Genomic DNA, 16665 nt, shown 5'->3' with positions numbered 1-16665 from the left:
CCTACAAAAAGGGAGCCACATTAATAAATGCAACTCCCCAGTTGATTTTAATATTTATTATTTATTCTCTGCATATAAGTCTGCTAATAATTTTTCTGAATCTAAGTTATCTTTTTCGATATCTTTGAAATATCTATATGTGCTAACTTTTAATTCTGAACAAGCAGCTTCGTCAGAAACTATTATACCACTTCTGTGAAGTTGAAGAGCTGATATTGTCCACATATGGTTTACTCCCTCTTCTACTCCATGTTGAAGAGCTCTTGATTTATTAGCTCCTGTTACCATTATTAATACTTCTTTAGCATCTAATATAGTTCCTACTCCAACAGTTAAAGCAAGTCTTGGAACTTTATTTATATCTCCACCAAAGAATCTTGAGTTAGCAATTATAGTATCCATAGTTAACTCTTTATCTCTAGTTCTTGAAGATAGAGAAGATCCTGGCTCGTTGAAAGCTATATGTCCATCTGGTCCTATTCCTCCTAAGAATAAGTGGATTCCTCCATAAGATTTTATTTTATCCTCATATCTTTGACACTCTGCTCTATAATCTACTGCCATTCCATCTAATATATTGATATTTTCTTTTGGAATATTGATGTGGTCAAAGAAATTATGGTGCATATAGTAATGATAGCTTTGGTCGTTATCTGGAGTTAACCCTACATACTCATCCATATTGAATGTCACTACATTTTCAAAAGATACAATTCCATCTTTATTTAATTGAATTAGTCTCTTGTACATTTCTAAAGGAGTTCCTCCAGTTGGTAAACCTAAAACAAATGGTCTCTCTTTAGTTGGTTTGAACTCATTAATCTTTCTTGCTACATATACAGCAGCCCAGTCTCCTATATTTTTATCAGTGATAATTACTCTCATTTCTTCCTCCTAAGTTTACTTTATTTTAAACCCTTGAACTAACTCAATAGCATCAAAGATATAATCTTGCATATTTTTATTCTCTAACATCATTTTAACATAAAGCATATCTATTACTGTAAGCTGTGAAATTCTTGGAGATAATGCTGTTGACCTAAAGTTACTATTCATTTCCACAGTATTAAGTCTGATATCTGCTAAATCTTTAATTGGATTTGGAGCTATACTTGTCATTGCTATAACAGTTATTCCTTTACTCTTAGCTACTTTTACAACATTGTACATTTCCATTGTCTTTCCACTATGAGAGATTACAAATAATACATCATCTTCTCCCATTGTACTTAAACAACTTAGTTGCATATGTGTATCCACTTCTATCATAGCATGTTTTCCTAATTCTAATAATTTATAGTAAAAATCCTTTGCTACTATTCCAGAAAATCCTATTCCCGCTAACATTATTTTACGAGCTTTAGATAACATTACTACAGCTTTTTCTAGCTCTGTAAAGTCTGTAACTTCATAGGTATCACTAATAGCAGTAATATTCTCATTAGATATCTTTCTCCCTATAATTTCAAAACTATCATCTGGTTTTATCTCTTCATGCATAATATTTACGTGAGATTCAGCTTTTCTATTTCCAAGATCTTGGCTTAAAGCAAGTTTAAAAGCTGGAAAACCTTTAAATCCTAATCTTTTAGCAAATCTTACAACAGTAGCTTGACTTGTCTTAGTTATATTAGCTAACTCATATGTATTCAAATCTTTTATCTTATCTGGATTTTCTAATATATACTCTCCTACTTTTTTTTCAGTAGAACTTATATTATCTAACATACTATTTATTTTTATAAGTACTCCCATATAAAAAATCCCCCTACTTCTCTTTTTCGCTTCCCTGCGTTATATTTTCTTCTTTCATAAGCTTATCAATACTATTTAAAACATCTCTTTTATTCAAACTCCAAAGAGGTCCTATTAAATTATTTTTATCTCCATCTCCTGTTACTCTATGTATAACTATATTATACGACAAATTTGCCAAAATTTTAACTATTTTTTTCACGTATTCAGATTTTTTTTGTAATTTTATTTCATCTTTCTGATAAAGCTCTTCTAACATAGTATTTTTAAGCACATGTAGAAGATGAATCTTTACTCCCCAAGTTCCACATTTTTCAGAAAACATAGCAGTTTCAAGAGCATCATCCTCTTTTTCATAAGGAAGTCCAACAATAATGTGTGTAACAAATTTTATATCTCTTTTATTTAACTCTTCAGTAGCTTTTACATAAGTTTCCAATGGATATTGTCTGTTTATTCTTTTAGCCACCTCTTCATTTATTGTCTGTAATCCCAACTCTACCCAAAGAAAATGTTTTTTATTTAATTCATCTAATAGCTCTAAAACATCTTCTCCTAAACAATCTGGTCTAGTAGCAATAGCTAATCCCATCACTCTAGGGTGTGAAAGAGCTTTTGTGTAAATCTCTCTCAAGTACTCCACATCAGCATAAGTGTTAGTAAAATTTTGAAAATATGCTATTACCTCTCCCTCTGGGAATTTTTTTTCAATGAGTTTTAGTTGTTCCTCTATTTGATTATATATATCATCTCCACGCTTCCCAGCAAAATCTCCACTTCCTCTTTCACTACAAAATATACAACCTCTTTTGCTAAGTGTTCCATCTCTATTAGGACAGGTAAATCCCCCATCAAGTGAAACCTTATATATTTTCTTTCCAAAGGTTGTTTTAAAAAAATTGTCTAAAGTACTATATCTCTTCATCACTTTTTCCTCTATAAATTTTTAATTCTCTTTTTTATATTATACCATAATTTATAATTTCATTCATCTTATTTAATATAATATAAAGGAGTAAAGAGAAATAAAAAAGGAGATAATCCTACAAAATAATCAATGTAGAATCTCTACTTTAAACTTTATTTTAATTTTTTTATCTCTTATAAGTAAGAATCTTCTCTATTCCACTTTGAAAAGTTTTCTTTACCTCTACTTTATCTTCAGTTACTGATATTATTTCATATCTATTTCCATTAGAAGTCCAAGTTTTTCCAACTACTAGAGGAGCTTTTAACACTACCTCTCCAGAATTTATATCAAGCTTAGATAAATCAGCTACTTGAGCTTCTTCTGTGAATAATAGTAGTATCTCATCATTATCTAAATAATAAACTCTTTGAACAGTTGTAGCTGTATCTGTTGTATCCTCTACTAAGAATTTTTTATCATCTAATTCTACTATTTTGGAATCTACTTTATAACCAGCATTTTCAAATCCACTTGTATAAGTTTGAGTATTTTCTACAAAGAAATCTTCTACTTTAGGCTGTTGAGTATTTGAGCAACCTAAAAGTAATAAACTTCCTATAAAAATTGCTAATTTCTTTTTCATACTATCACTACTTCTTTACTATTATTTTCCCATCATTATAAAAAGGTAAAATATCATACTTATCCATTGTAAAACAATGCTCCATATCTCCTGTAAATCCAATAGATTTTAGATATTCATAGTGCTTTGTTCCCTTTAATGTAGTAGGAATATCTTTTGAGTTTTCTGCTATAAACTTTAGTCCTATTGCCATATCAGATAATTCTATATCTTTCTCTTTAACAGCTCTTTTTATTATCTCCCCAGCACAAAGAGCATCATCTAAAGAAAAATTATCATCTGTACCAGAGCATACAATTACTACATCTCTATTATCTTCTACAATTTGTTTTGCCACTCTTCCTACATTTAAAAAAGCTGATATATATATTCTCTCTGCTCCATCAGCACTTTTTTCTATTGCTCTTGTCCCATTACTAGTAGTCATATACATATTTCTACCCTCTACTAGCTCTCTTGGATATTCTAGTGGAGAGTTACCACAATCAAACCCTTCTATCTTAAGTCCTTTTCTCTCTCCACATAACAATGGATTCTTATCCAACTTTGAATTTTTTAGTACACTCTCTATATCTTTATATGGGTAGATAGCCTTTACTCCATTTGCTAAGGCTGTTGTCATAACACTTGTAGCTCTTAACACATCTATTATGATAACTGTTTTCCCTTTTACTTTTTCTTGAGTAATATTTCCAGCTACATCAATTATATCTATTCTCATCTCTCTACTCCTCTATTTTTGATCTAATTTATTAAAATTTTTATTTTTTTTAAATAAAAAACTTCCTATAAAACCTATTAATCCTAAAAATATATACATTAAAGCTAAACCGCTTCCTGAACCTTCACCTGTAAAATAATGAAAAAACTCTTGCCCATATCCTCTTCCTAACATATATGGCTCAAAAAAATTATCAGCTAATATACCACAAAGTAAATTTCCCATTGGTAAAGTTGCATATTGAATAGTATTTCTTGCTGAAAAAACTTTTCCCTGTACTTCAAGAGGAACCTTTGTTCTCATAAAATATTCCATATTAGCTAAAAGTAATGGTACAAAGAAATGTCCTGCTAAAACAGCTATTGTCCACCAAATATAATTTCTTCCAACTCCTAATAAAATATTACAAATTAAAAATGAAAATATCATAATATTTGCCATAAGAGGAACTCTTTTTTTAGGTTGAGGAAATTTTTGAACTATCAAGCTTCCTAAAAGTCCAGATATTCCTATTGAACTTGTTACAACTCCAAGTTGAATATCATTATTTCCTGTTCTTGAAAGTATCATAGGAGCAAGAGCTGTATTATACATTCCTGCAATAAAATTTATAAATCCCATAAAATATATAAGTGCTAAAATATCTTTTCTATAAAAAATATATTTAACTCCAGCAATACATTGCTTAAAAATATTAATATTTTCTTCCTTTAAACTTTTTATTTCTGGTATATAGACTAAAAAAATAAGAGTCAATAAAGCAAATAAAAAAGTTAATAAATCAACAATTAAAATATATTTTAATCCTGAAAAAGAATAAATTGCTACTGAGCAAATAGGAACAAAAATAGTAATAAAAGAATTAAAGAAAGAACGTATCCCACTTGTTTTTATATAATTTTCTTTGGAAACTATTATTGATATTACCACTTCAGAAGCTGGATTTTGAAAAGCATCTCCTATACCTAAAAGAAAATTTATAATATAGAGATGTTTAACTTCTAATATATCGAAACTAAAAAGCATTAACACTAAAAGCGAAAGAAATCCTGCCATAGTATCAGATAAAATAATTATACTTTTTTTATTCCAACTATCACTAATTCCTCCAGCTATAAAACTAAAGAAAATTTCTGGAACAAGATAACATGCCCCTAGTAATGAAGTTGTTAATACAGAATTACTCTCTTTATATGCCCACAATATAAAACCATAACTTGACAATTTACTTCCAAATTGAGAAACAAATTGTCCTAAACTAAATATATAAAAATTTTTTAACTCATTAATCTTATTTTCCATTTTAACTTTACTCCTTTTCAATATTATCTTTAATTGAAAATACAAAGTTAAAATTTAGATAGTTTTTTTACTCCACACAGCCTATCATATTTTAACTCTGTATGGAGTATATACAATGCATAATTTCATTTTTCGCCCCTGTTATTTTAATTTTTATATTTATAGATTAACACAATTATTTTTATTTTACAACACTCTTTTCATATTATACTATAAAACTTTCAAAAAATAAAAAAAGAAGAGGATAAAATCTCCTCTCTCCTATTTCTAGTTAAAATATTTCTCTAATAATTTATCATAAGTTCCATTAGCTTTTACTTCTGCTAGAGCTTTTTCTATTTTCTCTAATAACTCTTTATCATTTTTTCTAAGAGCGATAGCATACTCCTCTTGAGCTGCAACTGCTTCAGCTATTTTAAGTCCAGCATTTTGTTTTACATAGTTTTTAGCTGGTTCAGAATCTAATACAACAGCATCTACTTTATCAGCTTTAAGAGCCATTATTCCAGCATAAGCAGCATTGAATCTCTCAACTTTTACTCCTTCTATCTCACTTACAACTGTATCTCCAGTAAATCCTAACATAACTCCAACTCTTTTACCTTTTAAGTCATCAAAAGATTTTATAGAGTTATCTCCCTCTTTTACTATTATAACTTGGCTAGCTGTATAGTAAGGTTGTGTAAAAGCAACTGTTTTCTTTCTCTCTTCAGTAGCTGTCATTCCTGCTATTACCACATCTACCTTTTTCATTTGTAGAGCTGGAAGCAATCCATCAAAAGCCATATCTTGTACTTTTACTTCAGCGTCTAAGACTTTTCCCATCTCATTCATTAATTCAATATCAAATCCTGTAATCTCACCTTTCTCTAAATATTCAAAAGGAGGAAATTCTGCATTTGTCCCCACATAGATTTTTTCCTTAGCTAATGCTGTTGCTGATAAAGATAGAACCATCATTCCAATTAAAGCTTTTTTAAATAATTTTTTCATAATAAAATCCTCTCCTTTTACCTTAGTTAATATAAAGTTAAATTACTTGTTTAATACCTTATTTAAGAACTCTTGTGTTCTCTCATGCTTAGGATTACTAAATAGCTCGGTTGGTGTAGTATCTTCTAATATAGTTCCTCTATCCATAAAGAAAATTCTATTAGCTACATTTTTAGCAAATCCCATCTCATGTGTTACTATAAGCATAGTCATTCCCTCTTGAGCTAGCTCTCTCATTACATCTAGTACCTCTTTTATCATCTCAGGGTCAAGAGCTGATGTAGGCTCGTCAAATAACATTACTTCTGGTTCCATTGCTAAAGCTCTTGCTATTGCTATTCTTTGTTTTTGTCCTCCAGATAATTGATTAGGATAGGCACTTGCTTTATCTTTTAATCCTACCTTTTCAAGTAAGATAAATGCTTTTTTCTCAGCTTCCTCTTGAGAAAGATTTTTTAATTTCATAGGTGCTAAAGTTAAGTTTTCCATTACTGTTTTATGTGGAAATAAGTTAAAGTGTTGGAATACCATTCCTACCTTTTGACGAATTAAGTTAATATCTGTATTATCTGACATTATATCTTGATTTTTTATATATATATGTCCACTAGTAGGCTCTTCTAATTTATTTATACATCTTAAAAAAGTAGATTTACCACTTCCAGATGGTCCTATTATTGCTATTATATCTCCCTTGTTTACTTGAGCATCTATTCCTTTTAATACTTCTAATTTATCATAATTTTTACAAAGTTTTTCAATCTTAATCACTTACTTTCAACCCCTTTTCTACTCTTCTCATAAATTTAGTAAATACTGCTGTCATTATTAAATAGATAAATCCAACAGCTAATAGTGGTTCTACTCCTCTATATGTTTGGCTTGTGATGATGTTTGCAGAACGTAGTAAGTCAACTCCACCTATAAATCCAACTATTGAAGTTTCTTTAAGTAAAGTTATAAACTCACTTACAAGTGCTGGTAAAATCTTTTTAACAGCTTGAGGAATGATTATCTCTTTCATAGATTGTCCATAGTTCATTCCCAAAGCTCTTGCAGCTTCCATTTGTCCCTTGTCAAGTCCTTCTATACCAGCTCTGATTATCTCAGCAACATAAGCACCAGAGTTAATACCGAATGAGATAGCAGCAATTACAAGTATAGGTGTATCTCTTAAGCTTCCTACAAATATTAAGTTAGCTAAAATCATAAGTTGAACTACTGCAGGTGTTCCTCTAATTAAATCTACATAACCAAAAGCTAATTTTGAAAGTGGATTAAATTTTTTCCAATTTTTACTATGTTTAAATGGATAAAAATGTGAAAGTTGTAATAGAGCTATAAATATTCCTAAAGCTATTCCAATTATTGCTGCTAGAGCTGTAGTTCCAACAGAAAAGGATAATCCGTTTAGTATATACTTATATCTTTCCCCTCCTATAAAAATATCTTTTAGTAGTGCTAAATACTCCATCTGTTCCTCCTTAATATATTATAACAATTTATTTTTTTATAAAAAAATACAGACACCGAAATGTCTGTATTACATACTTAAATTAAACTAAGAATATTATATATTAGTATTCAAAGCTATCAACTTTATGCTCATGGAAAAACAATTTAAATTATTTCCAATCTTTTCAAGAAGATAAATGTAATTCAGTCAATTTCAAAGACAAGGCTATTAAAATTATTCTTTTTATTGTTCGTCCTTATCCTGAAGTTCCTTAACATTCTCTCTTCCTCCTTTTCGTAATTTTCCTTGATTATACTCTAATTTTTTTTAATTGTCAATATTTTTTTGTAAATTAATTTTTATTTTTCCTTAACTTACTATCTTATTTTCTATTATATTCTTCTAATGCTCTTCTTAAAACTATCATAGCATTTTCTATATCATCTACATTTGTACAGAAAGAAAATCTTACCTCTTGCGTTCCCTTTCCTGGTGTTTGATAGAATCCAGGTCCTGGAGCTATAAGTAAAGTTTTTCCTTCATATGAATAATCTGTTAATAGCCATTTAGCAAATTTTTCTGCATTATCCACTGGAAGTTTAGCAAAAATATAGAAAGCTCCTTGAGGTTTTGAACAGATTACTCCTGGTATTTTCTTTAAGTATCCATATAATAAATCTCTTCTGCTCTTATATTTTAATTTTACATCTTCAAAATAACTATCCATAGTATTAATAAGATTTGCTGCTGCATGTTGCTCTATTGTAGAAACACATAGTCTAGCTTGACAGAACTTTAAAATATAGTTCATTAACTCATGATTTTTACTAGCTATAAGTCCAATTCTTGCTCCACAAGCACTGTAGTGTTTAGATATACTATCTACTAGTATTACTCTATCTTTTAAATCTTCCATTTTCATAACAGAAGTATAAGGTACATCATCATATACAAATTGTCTATATACCTCATCAGCTATGATGTATAAATCATGTTTTTTAGCTATCTCTCCTATCATTCTTATCTCTTCTTCTGTATATATAGTTCCTGTTGGATTTACAGGATTAGAGAACATTATAGCTCTAGTTGTAGGAGTGATTAGGCTCTCTATCTCTTCTTGAGAAGGTAGATGGAAATTGTTTTCTATTGTAGTTGGAATAGGTTTAACTTTTGCTCCTGAAAATGTAGAGAAGCTTGAGTAGTTAGAATAGAAAGGCTCTGGTACTAATACTTCATCTCCCTCGTTACAAATAGACATAAGTATAAATAGTATAGCCTCACTTCCTCCTTGAGTGATAAGTATATCATCTACATCTATATCTATTCCACTTGCTTTATAACTTTTTACAAAGCTCTCTCTTAATTTTAAAATTCCTTTTGAATCTGAATATGTTACAATTTTCTCTTGATAATTATGTAATCCTTCAAAAAATGAGTCAGGTGTTACAATGTTAGGTTGCCCTATATTTAATTTATATACTTTAACTCCTCTCTTTTCCGCTTCGTCCGCAAGAGGTATCAACTTTCTTATTGGTGAAAAATTCATTTCTATTGCTCTGTTGGATATTTTCATAACTCTCCCTCTTTCAAAATTTATTTTAATTGTATTTATCTATTTTATCATACCTTTAAAAAAAATTCAAAATATTTATTGCAAAAAATAAAAATAGTCAAGAACTATTTATCCCTGACTATTTTATAAAAATTATTTATGATAAATTTCCTCATTTAGCATATGTTCGCTCTTAGCTACATAGATACTAGCAGCACTATCTCCTATTACATTTAGAGAAGTTACTAACATCTCAATAGGTCTATTGATAGCAAGTATTAAAGAGTAAGTTAATATTGCTGTGTCATTTACATATCCAAGTCCAGATAAGATAGTAAATAATACTATTGCTCCAGCTCCTGGTGCTGCTGGTGTTCCTACTGAAGCTATAAGAGCAAGGACTCCTATGATAAATATATTAGCAAGTCCTAATTCATATCCAGCTGTACTAGCTACAAATACAGCAGCAATTACTTGCATAATAGCTGTTCCATTCATATTAGTTGTCATTCCAAGTGGAAGTACAAATGAAGCTATATCTTCATTTACTCCAAGCTCTTCTACAGTTGTCTTTTTATTAAGTGGTAGTGTAGCAGCTGAAGATGAAGTTGAAAAACCAAATAGAGCAACTTTAGATGCCTTTCTTACAAATGGCATTGGATTTAATCTAGTAGATGCTACTATTAATATAGCATATCCAAATACTAAGAATAAAAGTAAAGTTATAGTAGTAGATACTACATATATTAAAGCTGGTTTTAAGTGCTCTACTCCATAAGCAGCAAATGTTCTAGTAAGTAGAACAAATATAGCTATTGGTCCAAATTTATTTATTGCAAATGATAAAAACTTTATAACTATATCATTTACCTCTTGTAAAAATCCTTTTACATAGTGAGTTTTTTCTCCTAATGAGTTAATACATAGTCCTGTTGATACAGCTAAGAATACAGCTGCTAATACTCCACCATTTTGTGAAAAAGCAGCAAATATATTATTAGGAACTATTTGCATAATCATTAGAAGTGGGTTACTTCCTGTTTTTCCTGCTACTACATTTACTCCAGATTCAATATGAATACTAAATGCCCCTGACATATTTAAAGCCATTCCTACAAATCCAGCTAAAGCTAAAGCAAAGATTGATGACACTAAGAAAAATCCTAATGTTTTATAAGAGATACGTCCTAATTTTCTTGTATCACTAATGTGGCAAATAGCAAGAGTTATTGAAGTATATACCATTGGTATAATTACAAGTTGTAGTGAGTTGATAAACAATTGCCCTATGATATAGAAGATACCAATTGCTCTTTCTCCTCCTTTAGCACTGATGTCTTGGAATAGTAAGAAGTTTAAAAATTTCCAAGCTCCACTATCTACTCCTACTCTCTCTCTAAAAAAGATACATAAAAATCCAGCAATGATACCTAACACTAAAGCTATACTCATTTTTACAGCTAGTGTATTAGAGTTTTTTTTCATTGTTTTTTTCCTCCTAATATTTATTTTTAAAAAATTCCTAACAGTTATTATATTCCAATTTTGAAAATATGTCAAAGATTTTTTCACAAAATTGCCATATTTTTTTTAAAAAATAAAAAAAAGAAAAAATTACTTTTAAATAGAAAGTAAAATTTTCTTTTTATAATCTACTATTTCTCTATTACTCTTTTAAATAATTTATCTATATCACTATAACAGCTAGGATATTCTACCTTAGGACGAGTAAGAAAAACTACTTCTATATTCATCTCATCAGCAGCTTCTATCTTTTCTCTCTCTCCTCCTGTATCTCCAGCTTGCTTAGTTACAAGATATTTTATATCATATTGCTCTATCATAGCCTTGTTCATATTTTTAGAGAAAGGTCCTTGCATAGCAATTATATTCTTAGGGAGTACCCCTACATCTTCACACTTTTTTACCATATCCCATTTAGGTAAAATTCTAAAATAAAAATTTTTTAAATTCTTAAGCTTAGAAAAATGAGGAATATTATTACTTCCAAGAGTAACTAATATATTTCCCTCTACTCCCTCTAAATATTTTATCAGGCTTTCTATATTATCAAACTCTTTATATTTTTGTGGGAGAAAAGAGATTTCCTCTCTTTCAAATCTAAAATACTCTATTTGTAGCTCCTTACTTACATCAATGGCATTCTGTGAAACTTCCATAGCATATGGGTGAGATAAATCAACTATCTTATCAATAGAGTTTTCTTTTACAAAATCTACCATCATAGAGTAAGTCAATTTTTTACATAGAGTTTTTACTGGCAGATTTTCTAAAAGTTTTCCACCATACTCAGTAGCTGTTGTTACAATTATATCAGTAGTACTCTTTACAATCTTTTCCAGAAAATCTCTAGAATCCTTTGTACCACCTATTACCCAAATCATAGATGATATCCTCTAGGAGTTATCATTTTTCCCTCTTTTACATATGTTTTAGAGTTTCCAACTATAACCACAGTAAACATATCTATCTCATAGTTTAACATCTCATCTAAATTAGTTAAAGTATAGTTCTCATCTTCTCTCCCTACATGCCTTAATAGAGCAACTGGAGTGCTAGGAGCCTTATGTTTTAACATAATCTCTCTTGCCTCTACTATCTGTTCTGTTCTTCCCTTACTCTTTGGATTATATAGAGAGATTACAAAATCTCCCTCACTAGCTCTATCTATTCTTTTAGTAATAACTTCCCAATCTGTAAGTAAATCACTTAAACTTATTATAGCTTGGTCATGCATAAGAGGTGCTCCAACTAATGAAGCTCCAGCTACTGATGATGTAATTCCTGGTATAACCTCTACATCTATTCCACTTCCTAATGCTACCTCTATCATTATTCCAGCCATTCCATAGATACCAGCATCTCCACTACTTATCAGAGCTACTGTTTTTCCCTCTTTAGCTAGCTCTAAAACCTTTTCACATCTGTCTATCTCTTTTTTCATTCCAGATACATAGAACTCTTTCTCCTTAAATTCATCTTTTACTAAATCTATATAAGTGATATATCCAGCTATTACATCTACATTTTTTAAAGTCTTATAAGCTCTTACACTTATATCTTCCATATTTCCAGGTCCTATCCCTACTACATATATTTTCCCTTTACTCATCTCCAAATTTCTCCTCATAAATTGATATTGTTATTCCACTTTGAATATATTTTTGCTCTAAAAATTTACCATCTCCATTAGAAGCTAACAGAGCACAAGGTTCAGATACACAGCTAACTCCTATCTGTTTTTTTACAAATTCAGAGCCTACAAATCTATCCTCCACCTTTTTTATATCCTCTCTGGATATAATTATAAGCTCTCTATTTAAAATTTGGGCTAACTCTATAATTCCAACTTCATCAGCCTTTATATCCACAGTAGAGATTTTTTTTATACTCTCATAAGCAAGATTATGTTTTCTCATTACCTCATCTAATGATTTTTCTATCTCCTCTTTAGGAGTTCCTCTCCTACAACCTATACCTACAATAATATTTTTAGGATATAATCTCATTATATCTATACTTTTTTTATTTGATACTATTACTACTCCAGAGGAATTTTTATTCTCTCCTAATTTTACATTATTAGGAAGTAGTATATCTACCTTTTTATCATCCACTATTAAAGATGTAAGCTCTTTAGCTTTAGTAAGAGATTCCATCTCGCAATTTAGTTTTTGTGCTATTGTGTCTATTGCTATCTTTCCTGTAACATCTGAACTAGTAGTTATAATAGGGAGTAAAGAGCAAGACTGAGCAATTTTATAAGCTAGCTCATTAGCTCCACCAATATGACCAGAGAGAAGAGAGATTACAAAATTTTCTCCCTCATCTATAACTAATACAGCTGGGTCAATATCTTTACTCTTTATAAGTGGTGCTATCTTTCTAATAACTATTCCTGTTGCCATAATAAATATATGCCCATCATAATAGTTAAATTTTCTCTCTAGTTCCTCACTAAAGTTTTCTATTTGAATACTTTCCTCTATATTAAATTTTTTTAGAGTATATATATCCCCCTCTACTTTTTTCCCTATTCTCTTAGCTACCTCTCCAGCTCCTCTTGTTACACTCCAAAATGCAATCTTCATAATTTTCCTCTCTTAAATTTAATTTTAAATAATATCATCTATCTCTATTTTTGAATCAATAAAAGTTGAAAAATTTTTGATATCATTATTTCTTTCTTCATCACTATAATTAGATATAAGTGTTATAGTCGGACTATATCCATATAAGATAAAATCATTTTTTAAATTAAATTTTATAAAGGTTAATTTCTTAGCCATTTCTCTATTCATTATATTAAATGGCGAATCTACCTCATCAAATAAAAAATAATTTCCTTGTAAAGAATCACAATGTTGACAACAATTAGCATACTCTTTCCTTTTAGTTGTATGTGAATATTTTAGTTTATAATTATATCTCTCTTTAATTAAATCTAATATTTTTTCTGAAATATTTCCTAAACTTATTATTTCATAACTAAAAGTATCCTCTATATCAAATTTATCCTCTGAAAACTCAAATTTTTTATAATTATACTCTTCACTTTCTATATCAAATTCTCCATCTTCCCATCTATATAATGGAAGATTTCTAAATTCTATCCTTTGAGGAATACATAAAGCAATAACTTCGGTTTCTTTTTTACATTTCCAACATTGCTGTTTTGAAATAACTAAATAAATATAATCTTTTACTACTATTGCATCTTCAAAATTTTTCAATATATATTGTGCAAATCTTTTATAGTCTTCTTTCTTTTCTACATACCATTTTTTTATTTCTGGATTCCACCTTGCACCTAATCTTTTTACTTTATCCTTTATATCATAATCAACCTCTAAAAATAACATATTCCCTCCAAAAATTTTTAAATAAATTTTAAAGTTTTCTATTATTTTTCTATTTAATAAGGCTACTCTACTCCCTTTCTAAATTCATGAGTAAATGTTTTATCATATAACTTAGATTTTTCATACTCATTTCCTAAAAAATCTCCAACTAATATTTGAGCTGTTTTAGATATTCCTGCCTCTTTCACTTGTACCTCTATTGTTTCTAGAGTTCCTACTACTATTTTTTCATCTGGCCAGCTTGCTCTTTGCACCACAGCTATCGGAGTGGTCATAGGATAGGAAGTAGCTAGTCTTTTTACTACATCTCCTATCATATGAACAGATAAAAATATTGCCATAGAAGCTCTATGAGTAGCTAGGCTCTCTAATGATTCCTTTTCTGGTACAGGAGTTCTTCCCTCTAATCTTGTACATATTACAGTTTGAGAAACTGATGGAAGCGTAAACTCTTTTTTTACAGCAGCTGCTGAAGCTAGGAAAGAGCTTACCCCTGGAATAACTTCATACTCTATTCCATACTCATCTAAAATATCCATCTGCTCTCTATGTGCTCCAAATATTGCTGGGTCTCCTGTATGTACTCTAGCAACTTTTTTCCCCGCTTTTATTCCATTGATAGTTACTTCCATTACCTCTTCTAGTGTCATTGAAGCTGAGTTATAAATCTCTGCTCCCTCCTTATGACAATCTATAACTTCCTTTGGTACTAATGAACCTGCATATATAATTATATCTGCCTCTTTTACAATTCTTTGTCCTTTAACTGTTATTAACTCTGGGTCCCCTGGTCCTGCTCCTATAAAGAAAACTTTTTCCATTCCTCAAACCCTCCCTTTTTAAAAATCATAGTAGTGAAATATGGGATATCCTCTTTTGTAAGATTAGATATATCATAGAAAACTTTTTCTGTATCTTTTCCACTATTAGATACCATTATTATATTATTCATATTGTTAGTTTTTATAAGAGCCTCTTTTAATTTATCAAAATTTCTCATAACTTTCATAAATACTATATTCTCACTACCTGCTAACTCTTTCTCTATATCAGTATCATCATTTATAGATATTATTTTTAATGACTCATCTCCCATTACTATTGGAAAATTAAATCTTGATGACATATCAGCAAAAGATGAAATTCCTGGGATAGTTTCTACCATCGATTTATATCTATCTTGCATATTTTCTAAAAGATATACATATGTACTATAAGTCATAGTATCTCCTATTGTAAGAAATCCTACATTCTTTCCTTCATCAAGTAATTTTTCTACCACTCTTGTATTTGCTTTTCTTCCCTCTACTCTATCCAATGGATTTTTTAACATAGGAAATTCCATAAATACTATCTCTATATCATCTTTTAAATACTCCTTAGCTATCTCATAAGCAGTACTTCCCTCTGCCTTTTTTGCCTCTGGTACTATTACTACATCTAATTTTTTTAAAGTATTTACTGCCTTTATTGTAATTTGCTCTGGGTCTCCTACTCCTACCCCTATACCATAAAATTTATTTGTCATTCTTTAAAGTCCTCCTTCATTTAAATAAAGAAAACTAAGAATTATTTCATACTCCAAGAAGTTGATTAACTATGGCTTCCAAAATTCTAAGAGCTTTAGCTCTCTAAGAATTTTGAAACACAGAAATTTATTTTCTGTGTTTCAATAGTAGTAGTCGTTAAAACTCCTCTACTATTGGAAGAGTTAAGTCTTCGACTTATTGCGTTTTTTAGCATTTCGTTTCGCTGACTTAATCTAACTTCTCTTCGTAATTTCCATAATTCTTTGAGTTTTCTTTAACTCTACCAAACTCTTTACTTATTAATTGTTATTATGTAAATAGGATTTTCCCCATACATCATTGTATAAGGTCCTACCTTTTTTCCTCTTGATACCATCATATTTACTACTTCTATATCTTTAAATCCATACTCTTTAAGTAGAGCCATAGTATCATTTAAACTCTCCAATGTAATTGTATTTATAACAAGTCTTGCATCATTTGTGGAATAATTTATAAAGTGTTCTAATATACTTCTCATACTTCCTGTTGAGCCACCAACAAACATTCTATCATACTCTACATTAGGGATAGACTCTGGAGCCCTTCCGTGTATCAATTCATAGTTAGTTAAATTGAATTTTCTTACATTCTCTTTTATAGTTTCTAATCCTTTTTCCTCTTTCTCTATCCCTATTACCTTTCCATCACTAAGATAAGTGGCACATTCTATTCCTATTGTCCCTGTTCCTGCTCCTACATCTATCAATATAGAGTTAGTTTTTAGTTGAAGCTTAGCAACAGTTACAGCCCTTACCTCTTGCTTTGTCATAGGTAACTCTCCTTGGATAAACTCTTTATCATATATATGCAAGTTTTTCTCTCTCCTTCCTTCTCTACTTTTCTAAAAAACTAAAAATTGCTCCATACTACAAGAAGTTG

18 protein-coding genes are annotated in these 16665 nt (G+C 29.8%); all 18 read right to left on the bottom strand.

Annotated features, from left to right (window positions below):
• Positions 1 to 57 precede the first annotated feature (57 nt).
• A complete protein-coding gene (gene nagB / locus FMAG_RS06640; protein ID WP_005885295.1) occupies positions 58 to 885 on the bottom strand; it encodes a glucosamine-6-phosphate deaminase in 828 nt (275 codons plus the stop codon).
• 15 nt (positions 886 to 900) lie between these two features.
• Positions 901 to 1755: a MurR/RpiR family transcriptional regulator gene (locus tag FMAG_RS06635; RefSeq protein ID WP_005885294.1), complete on the bottom strand. Its 855-nt coding sequence runs from the start codon at positions 1753 to 1755 to the stop codon at positions 901 to 903.
• A 13-nt stretch (positions 1756 to 1768) separates the two neighbouring features.
• Complete coding sequence (locus tag FMAG_RS06630) at positions 1769 to 2683, bottom strand: TIGR01212 family radical SAM protein (RefSeq protein ID WP_187073665.1); 915 nt, start codon at positions 2681 to 2683, stop codon at positions 1769 to 1771.
• Between the two features lie 166 nt (positions 2684 to 2849).
• Positions 2850 to 3308, bottom strand: a complete 459-nt coding sequence (locus FMAG_RS06625; protein ID WP_005885292.1) for a putative periplasmic lipoprotein — start codon at positions 3306 to 3308, stop codon at positions 2850 to 2852.
• Positions 3309 to 3315: 7 nt separating this feature from the next.
• Positions 3316 to 4029, bottom strand: coding sequence for a 2-phosphosulfolactate phosphatase (locus FMAG_RS06620; RefSeq protein ID WP_005885291.1), 714 nt, complete (start codon positions 4027 to 4029; stop codon positions 3316 to 3318).
• 12 nt (positions 4030 to 4041) lie between these two features.
• Complete coding sequence (locus FMAG_RS06615; RefSeq protein WP_005885290.1) at positions 4042 to 5331, bottom strand: MFS transporter; 1290 nt, start codon at positions 5329 to 5331, stop codon at positions 4042 to 4044.
• A gap of 267 nt (positions 5332 to 5598) precedes the next feature.
• Positions 5599 to 6324: a basic amino acid ABC transporter substrate-binding protein gene (locus tag FMAG_RS06610; RefSeq protein WP_005885289.1), complete on the bottom strand. Its 726-nt coding sequence runs from the start codon at positions 6322 to 6324 to the stop codon at positions 5599 to 5601.
• 42 nt (positions 6325 to 6366) lie between these two features.
• Entirely contained in the window at positions 6367 to 7095 is a 729-nt protein-coding gene (locus tag FMAG_RS06605) for an amino acid ABC transporter ATP-binding protein (protein WP_005885288.1), read from the bottom strand.
• Positions 7088 to 7798 carry an amino acid ABC transporter permease gene (locus FMAG_RS06600; RefSeq protein WP_005885285.1) on the bottom strand — a complete coding sequence of 237 codons (711 nt, stop codon included), beginning with the start codon at positions 7796 to 7798 and terminating at the stop codon, positions 7088 to 7090. Before FMAG_RS06600 ends, FMAG_RS06605 begins: the two co-directional genes overlap by 8 nt.
• 364 nt (positions 7799 to 8162) lie before the next feature.
• Entirely contained in the window at positions 8163 to 9353 is a 1191-nt protein-coding gene (locus FMAG_RS06595; RefSeq protein ID WP_005885283.1) for a pyridoxal phosphate-dependent aminotransferase, read from the bottom strand.
• 132 nt (positions 9354 to 9485) lie between these two features.
• Positions 9486 to 10817, bottom strand: coding sequence for a dicarboxylate/amino acid:cation symporter (locus tag FMAG_RS06590; RefSeq protein ID WP_005885281.1), 1332 nt, complete (start codon positions 10815 to 10817; stop codon positions 9486 to 9488).
• Between the two features lie 170 nt (positions 10818 to 10987).
• Complete coding sequence (locus tag FMAG_RS06585; protein ID WP_005885279.1) at positions 10988 to 11737, bottom strand: cobalt-precorrin-6A reductase; 750 nt, start codon at positions 11735 to 11737, stop codon at positions 10988 to 10990.
• The gene (cobJ, locus tag FMAG_RS06580) at positions 11734 to 12465 is read right to left on the bottom strand and encodes a precorrin-3B C(17)-methyltransferase (protein WP_005885278.1); all 732 of its coding nucleotides are present in this window, start codon (positions 12463 to 12465) and stop codon (positions 11734 to 11736) included. Before cobJ ends, FMAG_RS06585 begins: the two co-directional genes overlap by 4 nt.
• Positions 12458 to 13444 (bottom strand): cobalt-precorrin 5A hydrolase, encoded by a 987-nt coding sequence (gene cbiG, locus FMAG_RS06575; protein WP_005885276.1) that lies wholly within the window; start codon positions 13442 to 13444, stop codon positions 12458 to 12460. Before cbiG ends, cobJ begins: the two co-directional genes overlap by 8 nt.
• Before the next feature lie 24 nt (positions 13445 to 13468).
• On the bottom strand, positions 13469 to 14215 hold the full coding sequence (locus tag FMAG_RS06570) for a DUF5710 domain-containing protein (RefSeq protein ID WP_005885274.1): 747 nt from the start codon (positions 14213 to 14215) through the stop codon (positions 13469 to 13471).
• 62 nt (positions 14216 to 14277) lie between these two features.
• Positions 14278 to 15036 (bottom strand): precorrin-4 C(11)-methyltransferase, encoded by a 759-nt coding sequence (gene cobM / locus FMAG_RS06565; protein ID WP_005885271.1) that lies wholly within the window; start codon positions 15034 to 15036, stop codon positions 14278 to 14280.
• Positions 15015 to 15743: a precorrin-2 C(20)-methyltransferase gene (gene cobI / locus FMAG_RS06560; protein WP_005885269.1), complete on the bottom strand. Its 729-nt coding sequence runs from the start codon at positions 15741 to 15743 to the stop codon at positions 15015 to 15017. Before cobI ends, cobM begins: the two co-directional genes overlap by 22 nt.
• A gap of 293 nt (positions 15744 to 16036) precedes the next feature.
• Positions 16037 to 16597 (bottom strand): precorrin-6Y C5,15-methyltransferase (decarboxylating) subunit CbiT, encoded by a 561-nt coding sequence (gene cbiT, locus FMAG_RS06555; protein WP_005885267.1) that lies wholly within the window; start codon positions 16595 to 16597, stop codon positions 16037 to 16039.
• Positions 16598 to 16665: the final 68 nt, after the last annotated feature.

Origin of the sequence: Fusobacterium mortiferum ATCC 9817, assembly GCF_000158195.2 — a bacterium.
Lineage (GTDB): Bacteria > Fusobacteriota > Fusobacteriia > Fusobacteriales > Fusobacteriaceae > Fusobacterium_A > Fusobacterium_A mortiferum.
Note: the sequence above shows the minus strand (reverse complement) of the source record. Positions and strands in the feature narration are given on the sequence as shown.